General features: G+C 54.8%; 17 protein-coding genes. 7 read left to right on the forward strand and 10 right to left on the reverse strand.

Annotated elements, in window-relative coordinates:
* Positions 1-129: 129 nt before the first annotated feature.
* Positions 130-2,715 (forward strand): leucine--tRNA ligase, encoded by a 2,586-nt coding sequence (gene leuS, locus M0Q23_07525; protein ID MCK9528473.1) that lies wholly within the window; start codon positions 130-132, stop codon positions 2,713-2,715.
* A gap of 39 nt (positions 2,716-2,754) precedes the next feature.
* Positions 2,755-3,273, forward strand: a complete 519-nt coding sequence (gene lptE / locus M0Q23_07530; protein ID MCK9528474.1) for an LPS assembly lipoprotein LptE — start codon at positions 2,755-2,757, stop codon at positions 3,271-3,273.
* Here the strand turns inward: lptE and rpsT are convergent.
* Positions 3,270-3,539, reverse strand: coding sequence for a 30S ribosomal protein S20 (gene rpsT, locus M0Q23_07535; protein MCK9528475.1), 270 nt, complete (start codon positions 3,537-3,539; stop codon positions 3,270-3,272). The two genes, lptE and rpsT, sit on opposite strands and share 4 nt — an antisense overlap.
* 111 nt (positions 3,540-3,650) lie before the next feature.
* Here rpsT and M0Q23_07540 point away from each other — a divergent pair, with 111 nt between their 5' ends.
* Positions 3,651-3,965: a hypothetical protein gene (locus M0Q23_07540; GenBank protein ID MCK9528476.1), complete on the forward strand. Its 315-nt coding sequence runs from the start codon at positions 3,651-3,653 to the stop codon at positions 3,963-3,965.
* Between the two features lie 231 nt (positions 3,966-4,196).
* On the opposite strand, the gene M0Q23_07545 is transcribed toward M0Q23_07540, so the two are convergent.
* From M0Q23_07545 to M0Q23_07575, 7 genes are all read right to left on the reverse strand, one after another.
* The gene (locus M0Q23_07545; protein MCK9528477.1) at positions 4,197-5,522 is read right to left on the reverse strand and encodes a TRAP transporter large permease subunit; all 1,326 of its coding nucleotides are present in this window, start codon (positions 5,520-5,522) and stop codon (positions 4,197-4,199) included.
* The gene (locus M0Q23_07550) at positions 5,519-6,034 is read right to left on the reverse strand and encodes a TRAP transporter small permease subunit (GenBank protein ID MCK9528478.1); all 516 of its coding nucleotides are present in this window, start codon (positions 6,032-6,034) and stop codon (positions 5,519-5,521) included. Before M0Q23_07550 ends, M0Q23_07545 begins: the two co-directional genes overlap by 4 nt.
* A gap of 70 nt (positions 6,035-6,104) precedes the next feature.
* Positions 6,105-7,193, reverse strand: coding sequence for a TRAP transporter substrate-binding protein DctP (dctP, locus tag M0Q23_07555; protein ID MCK9528479.1), 1,089 nt, complete (start codon positions 7,191-7,193; stop codon positions 6,105-6,107).
* Positions 7,194-7,317: 124 nt separating this feature from the next.
* Positions 7,318-8,115: a ketoacid-CoA transferase gene (locus tag M0Q23_07560; GenBank protein MCK9528480.1), complete on the reverse strand. Its 798-nt coding sequence runs from the start codon at positions 8,113-8,115 to the stop codon at positions 7,318-7,320.
* Positions 8,116-8,120: 5 nt separating this feature from the next.
* Complete coding sequence (locus tag M0Q23_07565; GenBank protein MCK9528481.1) at positions 8,121-9,125, reverse strand: hypothetical protein; 1,005 nt, start codon at positions 9,123-9,125, stop codon at positions 8,121-8,123.
* 317 nt (positions 9,126-9,442) lie between these two features.
* Positions 9,443-11,581 carry a sigma 54-interacting transcriptional regulator gene (locus tag M0Q23_07570; GenBank protein ID MCK9528482.1) on the reverse strand — a complete coding sequence of 713 codons (2,139 nt, stop codon included), beginning with the start codon at positions 11,579-11,581 and terminating at the stop codon, positions 9,443-9,445.
* Positions 11,582-11,668: 87 nt separating this feature from the next.
* Positions 11,669-13,012, reverse strand: coding sequence for an NAD(P)/FAD-dependent oxidoreductase (locus M0Q23_07575; protein ID MCK9528483.1), 1,344 nt, complete (start codon positions 13,010-13,012; stop codon positions 11,669-11,671).
* A gap of 177 nt (positions 13,013-13,189) precedes the next feature.
* Between M0Q23_07575 and M0Q23_07580 the strand changes: the two genes are divergently transcribed.
* The 4 genes from M0Q23_07580 (at position 13,190) to M0Q23_07595 (ending at position 16,239) form a co-directional block, all read left to right on the forward strand.
* Positions 13,190-13,801 carry a SagB/ThcOx family dehydrogenase gene (locus M0Q23_07580; GenBank protein ID MCK9528484.1) on the forward strand — a complete coding sequence of 204 codons (612 nt, stop codon included), beginning with the start codon at positions 13,190-13,192 and terminating at the stop codon, positions 13,799-13,801.
* Between the two features lie 94 nt (positions 13,802-13,895).
* On the forward strand, positions 13,896-14,726 hold the full coding sequence (locus M0Q23_07585) for a hypothetical protein (protein MCK9528485.1): 831 nt from the start codon (positions 13,896-13,898) through the stop codon (positions 14,724-14,726).
* A 50-nt stretch (positions 14,727-14,776) separates the two neighbouring features.
* Positions 14,777-15,325 carry a hypoxanthine phosphoribosyltransferase gene (hpt, locus tag M0Q23_07590; protein MCK9528486.1) on the forward strand — a complete coding sequence of 183 codons (549 nt, stop codon included), beginning with the start codon at positions 14,777-14,779 and terminating at the stop codon, positions 15,323-15,325.
* Positions 15,322-16,239, forward strand: a complete 918-nt coding sequence (locus M0Q23_07595; protein MCK9528487.1) for a zinc-ribbon domain-containing protein — start codon at positions 15,322-15,324, stop codon at positions 16,237-16,239. Before hpt ends, M0Q23_07595 begins: the two co-directional genes overlap by 4 nt.
* Positions 16,240-16,280: 41 nt before the next feature.
* Here the strand turns inward: M0Q23_07595 and M0Q23_07600 are convergent, their stop codons facing one another.
* Together M0Q23_07600 and purE are read right to left on the reverse strand one after the other, a co-directional pair.
* On the reverse strand, positions 16,281-16,922 hold the full coding sequence (locus M0Q23_07600) for an L-threonylcarbamoyladenylate synthase (protein MCK9528488.1): 642 nt from the start codon (positions 16,920-16,922) through the stop codon (positions 16,281-16,283).
* Positions 16,919-17,422: a 5-(carboxyamino)imidazole ribonucleotide mutase gene (gene purE / locus M0Q23_07605; GenBank protein MCK9528489.1), complete on the reverse strand. Its 504-nt coding sequence runs from the start codon at positions 17,420-17,422 to the stop codon at positions 16,919-16,921. The genes M0Q23_07600 and purE overlap by 4 nt, the downstream gene beginning before the upstream one ends.
* Positions 17,423-17,650 lie beyond the last annotated feature (228 nt).

The following is a 17,650-nucleotide window of genomic DNA, read 5'->3' on the forward strand; positions in this document are numbered from 1 at the left end:
ACACAATCAAGGCCTCGGACCGTTGCGTTCAACGAATCCTTCTTTGATTGTTACTGTGAAGTATGATAGGAAAACAACGGACTTGACGGACGGGAAAAACGTCCGCGAAATTCCCCTGCGGAGCGAATCGTGAAGAATAAATACGATCCCCGGAGCATAGAGGAGAAGTGGCAGCGTCTGTGGGAAGAGCGGCAGACCTTCAGCGCGTCCGAGAACCCGGACCGGGAAAAATACTACCTTCTCGAAATGTTCCCCTACCCTTCCGGAAAAATTCACATGGGCCACGTCAGAAATTACACCATTGGCGACGTGGTGGCCCGATACAAGAAAATGCGGGGATTCAATGTCCTCCATCCCATGGGATGGGACTCTTTCGGCATGCCCGCGGAAAACGCCGCTATCGAACACCGGATTCACCCCGCGACCTGGACCAACCAGAATATCGAGCACATGAAGCAACAGTTGAAACGGATGGGATTCAGCTATGACTGGAACCGCGAACTGTCCACCTGTGAACCGGAATACTACCGGTGGGAACAGCTCTTTTTTCTCTGGATGTATGAAAAGGGGCTGGCCTACAAGAAATCCGGCTCCGTCAACTGGTGTCCCCGGTGTGTGACCGTGCTGGCAAACGAACAGGTCGAGGCGGGACTCTGCTGGCGATGTGGAGAGGAAGTGCAGGAAAAACATCTGGACCAGTGGTTTTTCCGCATCACCGACTACGTGGAAGAACTGCTCGATTACTGCGACAGGATGCCGGGCTGGCCCGAGCGGGTCCTGGCAATGCAGAAGAACTGGATCGGTAAAAGTTACGGGTGTGAGATCGTCTTCCCCATGGAAGACGGATCGGACCCCATACGGGTTTTCACGACACGGCAGGACACCCTGTACGGCGCCACTTTCATGCTCATCGCCGCCGAGCATCCCCGTACCATGGAGCTGGTCCGGGGAACGCCCCGCGAAGAAGAGGTGCTCACCTTCGTAGAGAAGGTAAAAAAACAGGACAATCTGATGCGGACCTCAGATTATTATGAAAAAGAAGGCGTTTTCCTCGGCTCCTGGTGCCGCAACCCCGTCACGGACAGGAAAATGCCTATCTACGCGGCTAATTTTGTCCTGGCCGAGTACGGCACGGGGTGTGTCATGGCCGTTCCCACCCATGACCAGCGGGACTTTGAATTTGCGAAGAAATATGATCTTCCTCTGGTAGTGGTCATCCAGAATCCTGACAAGCCGGTCGAAGAGGATACCATGACCGAAGCATACGTTGAACCAGGCGTGCTCGTTAACTCGGGGCCCTTCAACGGCCGGGACAATCTTCAGGCACTGGAGGATATTGCCGGATACCTGGAATCGACGGGCCGGGGGGAAAAGACCGTTCAGTACCGGCTGCGGGACTGGGGTATCTCACGTCAGCGTTATTGGGGGGCCCCCATACCTATCATCAACTGCGACGTCTGCGGCACGGTTCCGGTCCCCGAGGAGGATCTTCCCGTCGTTCTTCCCATGGATGTGGAACTCGACGCTGAAGGAGGGTCACCCCTCGGGCGGATACCATCGTTTGTTGATTGTTCCTGCCCCTCCTGCGGTTCGCCGGCGAAACGGGAAACGGACACCATGGATACCTTTGTTGAATCCTCCTGGTATTTTAACCGGTACTGCTCACCGCACCACCATGTCACGCCCGGTCTGGACAGACAGAGCGTCGATTACTGGATGCCCGTCGACCAGTATATCGGCGGCATCGAACACGCCATCCTTCACCTGCTCTATTCCCGCTTTTACACCAAGGTTCTCCGTGATTTCGGCGTCCTCGGCATCGATGAGCCCTTTTCCAGGCTTCTGACCCAGGGCATGGTCTGCAAGGAAACCACCCGGTGCCCCCGGCACGGTTTCCTCTATCCCGAAGAAGTGAAAGACGGCGTCTGCGCGCACTGTAACGAGCAGGTCATCGTCGGCAAAACCGAGAAAATGTCCAAATCCATGAAAAACGTTGTCGACCCTTCATTTCTTATAGAAACCTACGGGGCTGATACGGCCAGAATGTTCTGCCTTTTTGCCTCTCCACCGGAAAAAGATCTCGACTGGAACGACAGTGGCGTGGAGGGAGCATTCCGTTTTTTGAACCGGGTCTGGCGCATCGTTCAGGAATATCTGGACGATGTGAAGAACCTGGATCCCTTTGATGAAAAAGGGGATCCCGCCGACGAGAGTCTGCGGGGACTGCGAAAAAAATACCATCAGACCGTCAGAAAAGTGAGCAGTGACATCGAAGAGCGCTTCCACTTCAACACGGCCATCAGCGCCGTTATGGAGCTGGTCAACGCGCTCTACGGAATCAGGCGACCCGACCCGGAAGATCGGGAATCATACTCCGTCATACGATCCGCAATCGAGATCGTCATTCTTCTGCTCAACCCCATCGTTCCCCATATGACGGAAGAACTCTGGCACATGATGGGCGGACAGGGAATCCTGGCGGACGCTGCCTGGCCGACCTACGATGAAGAGACGGCCCGGGAAGAGCGAGTTACCATCGTTATCCAGGTGGGAGGAAAAGTTCGAAGCAGGATCCAGGTCGATGCGGGTGAATCTGACGACGTCATCCGCCGGCTTGCCCTGGAAGATGAGAACGTGCGCAAGCATACCAGCGGGAAAGAAGTGATCAACGTCATCACGGTTCCCGGGAAACTTGTCAACATTGTCGTCCGATAGGATGTCCTGTCGGCGGACTTGTCGAAAGGGTAGCCCGATATGGGTAAAAACTGTCTTTTTACCCTGATGATCATGGCTGTACTGGTGTCCGCCTCATGCGGCTATCGCTTTGCGGGAAGCGCGGACGCCATTGACCCGTCCATACGGCACGTCTACGTCGCCCCCTTCATCAATGCGACATCAGAGGCGCTGATTGAAAACTACCTGCGGAACGACTTCATCGACCGGTTCAGACGGGGCGGACGATTCTCCATCGCCGGAAATGCCGAGGACGGTGACGCCCTGGTGCGTGGAACCGTCACCAACGTGTTTACCTCCCGCGCGACTTACACCACCGCGGAAAGTGCCATAGAGGACAGAATTCATATGAGTCTGGACTTGATCTTCGAGGAACGGAGCGGAGATATCCTCTGGTCTCAAAAGGGCTTTTCGGGAACAGAAGTGTATCGCGTCAGCGATGATCCGGGCACGACAGAAAGAAGTCGGTCGGCGGCGCTCAAAAAACTGTCCTCCGACCTTGCGGAACGGGCCTATAGAACCATGCTGTCGGGATTTTAAACGGTAAGCAGGGCGTTTACTTTCCTGGTCAGCCGGGAAATCTTGCGGCTTGCCGTTTTTTTGTGAATGATTCCTTTGCCGACGGCCTTATCGATCGCTTTCGTCGCCGTGAGCAGTTTTTCTCCGGCACCGTCGGAATCCTTTGCCTCGATAGCGGCAATGAGGGATTTTATTCTTGTTTTGACGTGCGATTTTGTTGATATGTTTCTCGCCCTTCGGCGTTCACTCTGGCGATGCCTTTTTTCCGCTGACCTGTGGGTTGCCACCTGTGCTTCCGTCCTTTCCTTATCAAGAGGGTTGATTGAATCAAGAAAATTTACTATAGCAGATAACGTTTTATGTCAAGTTGAAAACACCGCATTCGGGAGAAGATTCTCATGTCCGAAACTGTCAAAACCATTCTCATGATTTTTTTCGCCATAGGCGTCCTGATTCTTGCGTTGCGCATCGGGGGATGGAAAATGAAACGGGCCTGCGATTTCATAATTGCCGACCTGAAGGCGAGAAAGGCCCTTGACCCCTCCTCGGCGGTTGAACTCCCCTACACAAAAACGCAACTCATCAACATAGGCATGAGGGATTACCGGCCCAAAGCCCTCGAAGAGCTTATCCGGCTCGACGTGGTTCGAATGCTTGAAGGGGGGCGATTCTATCTGAGGGAAGGCCATGTGCTTCATCCAGGGAATGATTGAATTCCGGTAATCTTTGACGGTTTCGTACAAAGAAACCGTGTACGAAACCGTCCTCCATCGAAGCGAAGGTTTTTCGATTTCAGGCGCGATCATCACCATTGCCTTCACCATAAAAAAGGGGGAGAAAACAATGTTTCTCACCCCTTCGGCAATCACTCATGCCTGTGAGGAGGGTGCACAAGACATTGAAGTGATTTGATACTCTGTTAAAAAACGGGCCTGCCCCTTTCACTATCCTCCCATCATCAGGTTGGGCAACCAGAGAACGACATTCGGGAAAATCGTGCACACCGCGATGCCGACTATCTGCATGGCCATGAAGGGCAGGACGCCCCGGTAGATGTGCGGCAGCTTCACACCATCCAGTCCGATCCCGGCGAGATAGAACAGCGCGTAGCCGAAGGGCGGCGTGAGGAAGGACATCTGCAGGTTGATGGCCAGCATGGCCGTGAACCAGAGGGGGTCGAACCCCAGCGCTTGAGCCAGGGGCAGAAAGATCGGGAAGGTGATCATGACGATTCCGATCCAGTCGATAAAACAGCCCAGCATAATGTAGATGGCCATGATGAGAATGTAGGTTCCCCATTTTCCCAGACCCAGGCCCAGAATGGCATTAACAAGGGCCTTTCCGCCGCCGAGGCCGAGAAACACACCGGTGAAGCAGGTGGCACCGACGATGATGATGATCACCATCGTTGTCGTTCGGGACGTCTGGTAAAGCGTTTCCTTAAAATTCTCCCAGGTCAGCTTCCTGTAGGCTAAGGCCATGATAAAGGCCGCGAAGGCCCCCACGCCCGCAGCTTCCGTCGGCGTGGCCACACCGAAGAAGATGGCCCCGAGGACACACACGATGAGAATCACCGGCGGAACCGCATAGCGAAGCGTATCGGTAATCCGTTTTGTCATGGGAACCAGTGCCAGCTCCTCGGGAGGAACCGGAGGACCCACCTCGGGATTGATGCCGCAACGGACGGCAATGTAGATCATGTATAAAACGCCCAGCGTGACGCCCGGGACAACACCGCACATGAGCAGCTTGCCCGCCGAAAGCGACGCCTGGTCTGCCATCATGATGAGCATGATGCTCGGCGGTATCAGCATCCCCAGGCTTCCCCCGGCGGCAATGACTCCCGTTGTCAATTCACGTGAATAGCCGTAGCGGATCAGTATGGGTCCCGCCAGGAGCCCCATGGTAACGACGGAGGCACCGATGATCCCCGTGCAGGCGGCAAAAATGATGCAGACAACCACCACGGCGAGGCCCACTCCACCCCTGACAGGGCCGAGAAGAAGTCGTAACGACGCGAAGAGATTATCCGCTATGCCCGACAAGGCAAGAAAGTTCCCCATGAGGATGAAGAGTGTGATGGCCACAAGGACGAAGTTGTCCATGGTTCCATAGATCCGGTCCATGAAGATGCCGAAAAATTGGGGACCGATGAAGACGATGCCGAAAAAGGTTCCGACGCCGCCGAGAACGAAGGCCAGGGGGTGGCCCATGAAGAGAAAGACCACCAGCGCTGCAAACATGGCAATCGCAACTAATTCGGGACTCATTCGGCCACCTCCTTTACCCCGGTGAGGATACCGATGTTCTTGATGACCTCTGAAATACCCTGCACCAGCAGCATAACTGCCGTTATGGGGATGACCGTCTTGATATAGTATAATGGCGGTCCCCAGGCACTCCATGATGTTTCCAGGTACAGCCATGAGAAGTACGAATAGTCAATGCCATAGTACGTAAAAACGATAATGAAGGGAAAAAACAGTAAGACATAACAGATCAGAGAAAATATGGCATTTATCTTGACCGAAAAACGGCTCGAAACCAAGTCGATACACACATGCGATTTCGTCAGAAGACCATAGGCGGCAACAAGCATGAAGTGCGCCCCGTATAGAAAACTGACGGACTCAAAAGTCCAGATCGTCGGGCGGTTAAACTGTCTTGTAATTACCTCGAAGACGACAAGAAGAACCAGGGGAATCAAAAGGTAACTGAAGATAACGCCCGACCATTTGCTGAAGGTATCGATCCGCCGGGATATGGCAAGCAATGCTTTCATGTCCGGAAACCTCTTTCTGTTGGATGCGGGAGCATCCTGATCGTCCGGATGCTCCCGCGACATTCTCTTCTTATTTCAGCCCCGGAAGATTCGGAATAGTGTAGGGATTTCTTCCGTGCGCGAAGGGCTTCTGGTAATCCCTCGTTTTCTGAAAATCTTTTATGTATTGAAACATCGAGACTGCAACTTTCGCGTAATCGGGATTCGCCGCAGATTCAGCAATCAGATGCTCCCATGAGTACGCTTCAATGAGTTTGAGGTCTTCATCGGTAAGACGGATAACCTCGGTTCCTGCTTTTTCAAAGGCCTCAAGGGCTTTTATATTGCCGACCTCATACCAGCTGCTCGTCCAGGCAACGTTCGCCATGGCGGCACGCTCGACAATGATTTTCAGGTCGTCGGGAAGGCTTTCCCAGGCTTTCTTGTTGATGAGAACTCCAAAGGTCGACGCGGGCTGATGCCAGCCTGGCGCGATGTTAAACTTGGTCACTTCGCCGAAACCCATCTTCCAGTCGATGGAAGGAACGCTGAACTCGGCTCCGTCGATTGTTTTCAACTGCAGTGCCTGGTAAATTTCACCGCCGGAAACCATGACCTGGGCGGCGCCAAGCTTGCCGAGGATGTGTCCCTGGGCCTTTCCCGACATCCGAAGTTTTTTACCCTTATAGTCATTGATGTTTCTTACGGGTACGGTGGTCCGTATACCCGACTCCTGGGGGCTGACACAGTGCATGAAATACACGATTCCATATTTCCCGAACAGTTCCGTGACGACTTCCTTGCCCCCGTAATGGTAATACCAGTTCACATAGTCGTACATTGTAAATCCCATTGGATACGAGCCGAGAAGGTCAAAAGCACTGTTCTTGCCTGCCCAGTAGGTGGGCCAGTCGCCTCCGGCCTGGACGGAACCCCGGGCGACGGCGTCGAAGACCGCCGTGGCGGGAACCAGTTCGCCCGCGGAGGACACCGTGATTTCGAGGCGGCCGCCGCTCAGCTCGTTTACGAGTTTCGCGAAATTAATGTCGCCCTGGAGCAGATCGATAGCCGGCGTCCAGGTAGAAACCATCGTCCACTTGATCGGCGCGGCCGAACCAATGCCCGCACTGAATACCATCGCCATGACGACGGCAGCCAAAAGTGCAACTTTTTTCCTCATAACTTCTTCTCCTTTTCTTTCTCTCGTGACGTTCCCCCGCCAGATTCAGCGGAATACCCCTGCCATCAGATTCCGATGACAACCTCGTTACAACAGCCGACATTACCACCGACGCGAATTCGCGTCAACGGCTATTGTTATTGTCGCCCCGGCTGAGGACAACCCTCCAGGGATCAACCTCCTCGCGTAATGCTTTCAGCTCTTCCGCTGTGGGCTCTTCTTCCTGCCTGATGGTGTCGGCATAAAGCAGTTCAAAACCCGTGTTTTCGATGACCGTTTCCCGTGTGATACCGGGAAGGAGAGACTGCAGGCGCATGCACTTGCTGGTCTTTTCAAAATCGAAAATCCCAAGCTCAGTAAAAACAAGGTGGGGGCCATTACCCGGGGGAAGACCGGCACGCTCACGAGCACCCGGGCCGTCCAGGTAGCCCGGCGTGGTGATGAAGTCCACCTTTTCCACAAAGCGACGACGACTGTGGTTCATTATGATCAGGGTTTTCCATGCCAGCGACCCGAGTTCGTTGGCACCGCCGCTTCCGGGCAACCGGGTTTTCGGATTCAGGTAATCATCACCGATCATGGTGGAGTTCAGGTTTCCATACCGGTCGATCTGCGCGCCTCCCAGGAAGGCGTACGTCACAATGCCCTTCTGCAGCATTTCAAAGGCCTCCGGCATGGAGGCGCTGCTGATGGCCCGATAGGTAGTTCTCGAATCCGCCACAGACAGGGGCAGCATGGACGCTTCCGGCGAGATGCCGCCCGCTTCATATACAAGCACGAGGTTGGGACAGTAGATCTTCTGGGCCAGCGAAGCGGCCAGCATGGGAATGCCCGTTCCGGCGAAAATCAGCCTGCCGTCTTCAATATATCTCGAGGCGACACACGCCATGAGTTCTATAGGATTGTAAGGCTTTTTCTCCATGACCCTCACATGCTCCTTTCCATCAATTCGATTTTTTTCAATTCTTTTATGCGCTTCAGACCACCGCATTTTTCAAGATATTCGTTGAAGTCATTCGTTCCGAACACATACTCAAGGTAATAATTCTTCAACGCTTCGCCGGAGCGGTCCTCGGCGGCCTTGGCATAGGTTTTCAGGTGATCCAGGTCAAGGTAGTACAAGCCGGGCATGTTCGTGGGATAGGCTCCGTTGGGAACTTCGACCACGGCATCAACGTAAAACTGGGGAATCACTGTTTTCGATCCGTCCTGGCGGAAAACGTCGGTGTCGACTATTTTTTCCGTTGTAATGATCAGGTTTTTTGCTGACCGCGCCTTGTCCAGGTCCTCGTTGAGCATGCCGTCGATCTGACAGTTCCCGTATTTGTCGGCCCGGTGGACGTGAATCACACAAGCATCGCAGTACAGGGCCGGGACCAGGATCACGTCGATACCCGTGAAGGGGCATTTGACTTTTTTGGCGGCGCTGTACTTGAAGGAATCGCTTCCCGCCAGACTCCGCACCGGCAGAAATGACACGCCCATGGCAGCCGCCTTGTGTTGCCAGGCCATGGTTCCATTCGACCATTCGGTAATTTTGAGCTCTCCCTTGGAGAGTCTCTCGCTGACACGGGTCCTTGTGTACTGGGGGATCCCGAGCATTTCAAGACCCAGGATGTAGCCGATATCCAGTTCTGTGACTCGATCGTTATCGAGCAACAGGTCAATGTCGAAGGTCCGGGTTCCGGCGGCCATCCGGAAATAGAACCCCTGTCTTAAAATCTCGTGAATAAAAGCCATGGGCAACCGGACGATGCTGCATCCCCCTATGGACAAATAATCACCCGTACGGACAAAACGCTTGATGGCCTCCTTCAAATCCATGCGTTTATCCAGATTTGCCCTGTCCGCTTTGTCACGCATGTGTCTGCGAAACTCATCAGGCGTTATTGTCGAGAATATCTCTCCGTTCCCCTGTTCCAGTATTTCCATCACGTGTACCTCCATCATACTGTCGATTGCCGGTTCGTCGATTCAACCGCCTTTTCACTGTTCGATTTCTCAAACCAACCAGGACGCCTGTCTGTGAACCGCATCACCGGGCATCATGAAGAGCGGGTGAATATGCTCTTGTGCCCCTGCTGTCTAAAACTCAAGCAACAGTCGTGCCATCTTTACAGAAGCTCTTAATCACTTGAAATATCGACAGACCTACCTATGGAAAGCCCTGAGAATGTGCAAAGAAGCATGTGCATTTCCGCACATATGTGCATTGACGCACATGTTCGATGTCGACCATGCTTCGAATTTCAACCGGAGTTTTTACGGAGATTGTATTTTCGTCTTTTCCTTGTAAGGGTGGAAATGTCGATACCCAGGTCGTCCGCCGCTTCAGCCAGTGTAGGGTGCATGTCCAGTGCCGCTTTGATCAACTCTTCTTCAAACTGCCTCACGGCATTTTTAAGCGATCCGATCCGATTCTGCATTTTTATACGCCCCAGGATCGACGATTCGAATTTGCTCTGGTTTGCCTCTTCTGCTCTAATATCGGCGACCCGGATTTCCGTGTCGGGATGTACAATAACAAACCGTTCGATCATATTTTTCAGTTCCCGCACATTACCCGGCCAGCGATAGTCTTTCAGGTAATCCAGCGCGTCCTTGAAGATATAATTGTTGGCATTGTAAAGGTCGTTGAAATGGTTCAAGAAATGTAGAACCAGCGGCACAATGTCCTCTCGACGCTCTCGCAGGGAGGGGATATGGATGGGAACAACGCTCAGCCGGTAATAGAGATCCTGCCTGAAGGTTTTATTCCGGACCATCTCCTCGATGTCGCGATTTGTGGCGGCGACAATGCGAACGTCAACGGGATGGACGGCCAGCCCTCCGATACGCTTGATCTCTTTATCCTGAATCACGTTGAGGAGTTTTGACTGCAGCTCGTAGGGCAGCTCTCCGATTTCGTCAAGGAACAGGGTCCCCTTGTCGGCCGCTTCGAGGAGACCCTGTTTCCCCTCACCGCTGGCGCTCGTAAAAGCACCCCTTTCATACCCGAACAGTTCAGACTCCAGGAGATTCGCCGGCAAGGCGGCACAGTCCACCTTGATGAAGGCGCCTTTCTCGACCCGGGGACTTCGCCCATGGATGTACCGGGCAATGATGTCCTTGCCCACGCCGGTCTCGCCCGTTATCAAAACGGTGACACTCGAACCCGCGACTTTTTCCGCAAGCTCCAGCACATACCTTCCTTCAGATGTATGGGTGATAAATTCCTGCCTGGTCGCTTCCAGCTTTTCTGACAGAATATCCAGGTTTTTCTTGTACTTTTCAACAAGGAGGGTAGAGTGGACCAGCTTTTTCTGCATCCTGTTCAGCTCCGTCAGGTCGCGCATGGTACTGACCAGTCCCACGGGCCGCCTGTTCTTGTCCCATACCACGGCGGCAGTCACAAGCACCTCCTTTCCGCTGGGGTAACGGATCAGTTTCGACCTGCTTTTATGGTCTCTCATGACGTCGAGGTTGACGGCTTCGCTGATATATTTCTTTTCGATGAGGTAGTTGGTGTGTTTTTTTGCCAGCTCAATGCGGCTGATGGCGGTTATCCTTTCAAACCCCTTGTTGGCTGCTACAAAAAAACCATCCATGTCGGAGACATAAACACCGTCGTGGACGGCGTCAATGATGGCCTGCACGATTCCGATATCCAATCTTGAAAGGGTCCAGGAGGTGTTCATGGAGTTTCCCAACACCGCCGACCTGCCTTTGTACGTAATGGACGTCACCGTCTCGATCATCCAGCGGATCTGGCCGTCCCTGGTTATCACCCGATATTCGTAGGGAACTTCGCTCTCTCCTTTCAGCATGGCGAGCGCATGGGCCTTCAGCTTTTTCCGGTCGTCAGGATGCACAATATCCATGGCTTTTCGACCGATCAGGTCCTCACGGCTATGGCCGATGTAGTCCGCAGCGTTCGCATTGATGTAGCGAAAAAAACCGTCCTGGATAATGTAGACACCGGCCAGGGATTCCTCCGCCAGGGCTCGATACAGTTCTTCACTTTCCCTCAAGTCTTTCTCGGTCCGTTTCCAACGGGAGACGTCTCTGAATGAACCGATTATCCCCGGAGACAGGGCCCCCGGATCATCATGGATGTACCGGGCACTGATCGAACAACAGGTGGTGCTTTTGTCTTTTCTTACAAGAAAGGCTTCAAAATCGTTGAGCGAACCGCGCTCCCTGACGACATCGAAAAACTCCCGGCTCGCGTCATCGTCGGCGAAAAGATTCGCCATGGACCTGCCGATCAACTCTTCCCGTCCGTACTGGAGAACCTGTGTGATTGACGATGAAATGTCGAGAATAATTCCCGACTCATCGGTTTCATAACAAACCTCCCGGACGCCTTCAAAGATTCGGCGATACCGGTCTTCACCCGGTCCCGTCATGTTTCGTTCGCTCTTTCTCGTCATGTATATGTACTCTGACCCCGGTTTCTGATGATTCATTCCCTTTACACAATTTTTGATATTGATTCAATGTGTTCCGTCCCATGCGCCCCGCTCATGCTCCGGCTCCCCGGAATCGGCTCCGGGGGCAAAGCAGGCCGACCGTTTCTCAAAAGCAGCCGTCTCCGCCGGAAAAACGAAGCGCACTGCCCGTTCGTAAAGCAGGTAATCCCAGGCCCAGTTGAGAAACACCATAATCCTGTTCCTGAACCCTATCAGATAGAACAGGTGAATGGTAAGCCAGAGAACCCAGGCGAAAAACCCCCTGTAGGTCCGGGGGCCTATGGCGACCCCGGCGGAGTTTCTGCCGATGGTTATCATGGATCCCCGGTCATGGTATGAAAAGGGCAGCGGCTCCTTCCCCGCTGCCTGCCGGATGATGTTCCGTGAAGCCGCTACCGCCGATTGTATGGCGACCTGGGCGACCAGGGGAAGGGGTCTGTCCCGGTCTTTCAGCGAAGCAAGATCGCCCACGACGTACATGTGAGGATGGCCTTGAACCTGCAACGTGGGAAGAACGGGAACCCGACCGTCGCGCTCCGTCGCTATCCCTGAATATTCCGGCAGGGGTTCTCCCCGAACACCGGCTGTCCAGACCACCGTCCGGGTCGGAATGGTTTCGCCGCCATCAAGGGTAACCGACTCACCCGTAACCCGGTCCACCTTGGCCCGAAACCGGACATCCACTCCCATCTTTTCCAATCTCTTCGCTGTGTATGCCTGTATGTCTCCGGGCATGCCGCCGACGAGACGGTCCGCCGCTTCCAGCAGAACGATTTTCACCTCGCTGAAGTCAATGTCCCGATAATCCCGGGAAAGAGGCCCCCTCACGAGTTCGTTCAGGGCTCCGGCATATTCGACCCCCGTGGCGCCGCCGCCCACGATGACGAAGGTGAGAAGACGTGCACGCGCAGCCTCGTCGGGTTCCCCGGCGGCCGCTTCAAAACAGCAGATGATATGATTCTTGAGAGCCACCCCCTCTTCAAGTGTCTTCAGAAAGTATGCGTGCTTCGCGACGCCGTCCACTCCGAGCGTGTCGGTGATGCTCCCCGTGGCTACAATCAGGTAGTCAAACGGAATGTCCGGACCGTCCGTCTTGAGACGCCCCCGGTCAACGTCAATACGATGAACGTGGGCCAGCACGAAACTCACGTTGGGCAGCTTTCTGAAAATACTGCGCACAGGATAGGATATGTCCCCCGCCTCGAGCAGTGCCGCAGCCACCTGGTACAGCAGCGCAAGGAACGTGTGATAGTTGTTCCGATCAACGAGAACAACTTCAACGGATTCGTTCGCGATGGTTCGAGCGGCCCAGAGACCGCCGAAACCGGCGCCCACGATGACCACCCGGGGTCTGACAACAGCGTTCATGGTCCCTCCTGTAATGTTCCGTTATGATCTTTCTTCATACACTTCTCATTCCGTTGAGGCAAGACCCCCTGTTTTCAGCGGTTCTTTTGAACCATCCGAAAAAATGAGGTAGTATGGGCACGGTGCGGTCGGCATACACCGAACGGGATCTGCGCAGGAAAGGAAGAGGAAGCCGTCATGAATGGTTCAGTTATTTCACTGCCGAAACCGGCATTCAGGGGAATGATTCTGGAGGAAGTCCTGGAACAGCGACGTTCCGTCCGCCGTTTTTCGACCCGGGGCATTACCCGGGCCGAACTCGGCCAGCTTCTTTTTGCCGGACAGGGGATAACACAGCACCTCCGGGGACGGGATCTTCGAACGGCCCCGTCGGCCGGCGCCACCTATCCTTTGGAACTCTATGCCGTCGTACACAGCGTGGAAGGATTACCCCGGGGCATCTACCGATACCTGCCGGAGTTCCACAGCCTGTCGGTACAAAAACAGGGAGACTTCGCTGACCCTCTCACGAGGGCATGCCTGGGCCAGGAGTGGATCGAGACAGCCGATGTCGCACTGGTCATAACCGCCGTTCCGGACCGCATCCTCAATTCCTACGGTAATCGGAGCACCCGATACATATACATGGAGGCGGGCCACACAGCACAGAATATTCTCCTGGAAGCCGTCTCCCTCGGACTGGGCGGCGTTCCCATCGGAGCCTTTCGCGACGGGGATGTCAACAACATCATGGCTCTCGACGGCGAGAGGGAAACCGTCGTTTACCTGGTCACCCTCGGTACCCGGTAGCGGTCCTCCAGGCGGGCACCTTGAACGCGGAACTTGATTTTCCCCGCCCGTTCGCAGTATAGGGCCCGCATCACGGAGAAAGGGCTGTTTCAGCGTGCTTCAACCCGAAGACATACATCTCTGCCAACCGGGTCCCGGTATGTCCTGCGGCGCCTGCTGCGGATTGTATAATTACCGGGACAGCTCCCGGGAAGCTCTGGCCCATCGCCTGGAACAGCGAACCTCTTTGTTCCGTAAAAAAGTCCGGGACCGCCGCGACCTGGAACCGTTCGCGTCACGTATTCAGTCCATCGAATCACAGGAGAAACGTTACGAAGTCATTTATTGCTGCGAATATCTTGGATATCTTGACGAAACCCGGCGCAGGGTCGGATGTCTTCTTCATCCCTTTCAGAACGGGGGAACGGATCTGCGGGATGTTTCTTTTTACGGGCGCGACCTGTGCGACGGCCACTTCTGTCCAAGCTACCATTTCCTGACGAGAGCGGAACAGCGGGCCGTGGTCAACGCTTTGGATGACTGGTACCTTTATGGTCTTGTCATTACTGACATTGACCTGGTAAAGGAATACTTCCGTTTTATTGCCGAGGGCCTGGGGGAAATGCCCGATCCGGAAGGTCTTGCCCGCGGTCCCCTGCATGACCTGGTGCGGCGTTTTTTTTCTTTCAAGGTAACCTGGCCTTTCCGGTCGCCCGACACGAACCGTCTGGGGAAATATTACTTTGACGGATCCCAGTACATGATCAGTCATATCGATTACGATGCCCTGGGATGCGAGCGGTCCAGGTTCGACACAATCTTCCTCAGTCTCACCTCATGCTTCGGGTCACTGGATGAACTTCGAAGGGCGGAGAACCTGATTGAAGAACACCTCGATGCCTTCATCTCCTGTTACCGGTCGCGGGTTGTGGAAACATGTCTCTGAATTGACAGCCAACCCCGGTTGGTTTATGAAGAATGGTCAGGGAGGAAACCATGAACAGCATCCGGGGGAGTATTCTCTTCGACAAAACCCGTATCGCGGAACGGGTTCGGGAGCTCGCCGCTGAAATCAGCCGTGACTACGAGGGGAAAGACCTGGTGATCGTAGCGATTCTGAAGGGTGCCTTTATGTTCCTTGCCGACCTCTCCCGTCATATTTCGGTCGGTCATGTCATCGATTTCGCCCGGCTGGCAAGCTACGGTTCCGGAACCGAAAGCCGGGGCGTCGCTGAAATCAGGATGGACATGGAAATCCCCGTGCGGGGCAGGGACGTTCTCATCGTCGAGGATATAATCGATACGGGGATAACGATCGCTTTTTTTGCCGAACGGCTCAAGGGAAGAACTCCCCGTTCCCTGCGTTCCTGCACACTGATCGACAAGAAAGAGCGCAGGGAAACGGAATTTCAAGCCGACTACGTGGGCTTTTCCGTCCGGAATGGATTTGTCGTAGGCTATGGACTTGACTATGATGAACAATACCGGTGTCTTCCCGACATATACCTGCTGGATGAAACCGCTATCCCGGGAGGTGACCCGTGATTGTTCAATGTCCCGGCTGTGAACGTCGGTATCGCGTCAGTGACGAAGTGGTTAACAAAAAGCGGCCGGTTCGTTTCAGGTGTACCCGGTGCGGTCATATATTTTCATCCCCTCCCGGACCCATCCGGGCCGTTGGCGAAGACCCGGTGACCGGACAGCCCCGCCTTCCTGAAGAAAGTGACTTCAGGCGCATTGCTGAACTGCTCGATGACATCAAGAGCGGAGAAGCCGAACCCGATGACGGGCTGAAGGGAAAGCGGGACGTTACCGACACTGCACCAATGGAAGAGCCCGATGGTTACGATACACTGCCGGCCCCGGGGCAACGGAGCCCGCTCGTCTCGGGCTGGTTCATCTTCCTGGTAATCTGTCTTGCAGGTGTTGTCGCGACGCTCGTTTTCTGGCAGAGCCCCCCCGTCAGAACATCGGTAACAGCCGGATTCGCAAAGGTATTTTCGTCACTCGAGGAATGGATCGGATCACGGGACACAACCCTGTCGATGGATGCGGTCCGGCAGAACATCGAACTCGTGGATATCCAGGAATCAGTTCACAATAACTGGATCACCGGTAAAATTCTTCTTATCGAGGGAATCGCCGTCAACAGGAACGATGTCCCCCTGTCCGCGATACGGGTGCGGGGCACATTGATGGCTGCCGACAAACGTACAGTTGCTGAAACGGAAGCCTACTGCGGCAACCTGCTCTCCGGTGGTGAATTGCGCAACCTTACGAAGAAAGAGATCGAGCGCGAGCTTCTGATGCCTTCCGGCAGGGATCAGAGGGGCGTAACGATCCCTCCGGGCGGTCCCATACCTTTCATGCTCGCCTTTATCAATCCCCCGGAAGAAGCGGGCCATTTTGCTGTTGAGCTGGTGGATATCACGCTTCCCCGTCGGGAAGACAGGCGTTGAACGCGTCTTGAAATCGGCATCGGGTCGGGAGAAACGGCCGGTTATCGCCTCCCGAGAACCGCGTCGATTGCCGTCACCGCCAGAACCCCCTCCCTGATAACCAGCGGCGGCTCGACGGTCACGTCAATAATTGTGGACCCGGATCCCCCCGGAGTGACGCCTCCATCGATTACGGCATCCACGCTATTCCCGAGGGTTGCCAGAACCTCATCGGCGGAAGTGCATTCCGGGAATCCTGAGGGATTGGCGCTGGTGGCCGTCAACGGACGGCCCAACCGACGGGCAAGAAGCGCGGCCACGGGATTGCTCGACAGACGAACCCCGATTTTCCCCGTACCCGCCGTCAGAATCCCCGGTACGTCCGGCAGGGCGTCGAAAAGTATGGTTATGGCACCGGGCCAGAACGCGTCGGCCAGTTTCCGTGCCCCTTCGGGAATCTTTGCAACCAGACGCCCCAGATCCGACCGGTCACCGATGATCACGGAAAGGGGAATCTGCCGGCCCCGGCCCTTGATCTCGAAAATCCGTCCGATAGCGCTTTCATTGGTCCCGTCGGCACCCAAACCGTAAAAGGTTTCCGTTGGATAGGCAACCACTCCCCCCCGTGCCAGGATAATGACAGCTTCATCGACGGCGTTCCCGGCAGGGTCGGCGGGGCCGATGGGTATGATCAGCCTGCTCATGAGCCGAGAGTCTTCTGCTTTTCTTCCAGACCGCGCGCCATATGCTGCGCATAGTCCCTCAGTTTCACCTGGAGCGATGCGTCATTCAGGGCAAGTATCCGGACTGCCATGAGAGCGCCATTTGTGGCGCCTGCTTTTCCGATGGCCATGGTAGCCACGGGAACACCGCCCGGCATCTGCACCGTGGAAAGCAGGGCATCGAGACCCCTCAGCGGTGAGGAGTCGATGGGAACACCGATAACGGGAAGTGTCGTCAACGAGGCGATAACACCGGCCAGGTGCGCGGCGGCACCGGCGCCCGCAATAATGACCCGGACCCCGCGCTCCACAGCTTCGGCACAGAACCGGCCTGTTCGTTCAGGAGAACGGTGTGCCGAGGTCAGAACGGCCTCGCAGGGAATATCAAACTGTTCCAGCAGGTTGAGGGCTTCTTTCATGACGGAGTAGTCTGAATCACTCCCCATGAGGACGCTGACAAGCGGTGTTTGTTCTGAAGACATTTCCTCCTCCCGATAGATGATGCACTCGTAAAAAATCGAAAAACGTCTGATAGAGGACGGCTTTACAAAAAGTTCCTTACGGCACGGCGCGCACATCCCGAGGAATGATGCGGACGGAGACCGTATGTTGCAAGATTTCTCCCTGCGGTCGAAATGACAAAATCGATAGTTTTTCAATAATTCTCCAGCAAACAGTCAAGCCCTCAATGAACGGAGAGGAGAGAGCGC

The organism is Syntrophales bacterium, assembly GCA_023228425.1.
In the GTDB taxonomy this organism is placed as follows: domain Bacteria; phylum Desulfobacterota; class Syntrophia; order Syntrophales; family UBA2210; genus MLS-D.